1 protein-coding gene is annotated in these 224 nt (G+C 39.7%); it reads right to left on the reverse strand.

Translation table 11 applies throughout. The features are described from left to right. Positions 1-68 precede the first annotated feature (68 nt). On the reverse strand, positions 69-209 hold the full coding sequence (locus K5R64_RS09110; protein WP_220762854.1) for a hypothetical protein: 141 nt from the start codon (positions 207-209) through the stop codon (positions 69-71). Positions 210-224 lie beyond the last annotated feature (15 nt).

Here is a 224-nt window from a genome sequence, read left to right on the forward strand (position 1 = left end):
TGCTTTGAATATCGGAGCAATAGGCTAAGACGTTGTGTAGGTCTTCTAAGCGTTGAACGATAGCTTCTTTAGTCATAGTCTTGGTATTCTAAGCGGGTTTGTAAATTCCTAATGTCCGTTTCAATTTCTATCCTGTTAGGGTGGTTTGGGGTTTCTTTTAAAGCGGTTTCCAGTTCAGTTATTCTCGCTTCGATATCGGTTTTTTTCATGGGCTAGTTTTGGTT

This window comes from Flavobacterium sp. UMI-01, from assembly GCF_019656315.1.
Lineage (GTDB): Bacteria > Bacteroidota > Bacteroidia > Flavobacteriales > Flavobacteriaceae > Flavobacterium.

Bases quoted from the DNA above. Each gene is read 5' to 3' on its own strand.
- K5R64_RS09110 (WP_220762854.1), bottom strand. From the start codon at position 209: ATGAAAAAAACCGATATCGAAGCGAGAATAACTGAACTGGAAACCGCT.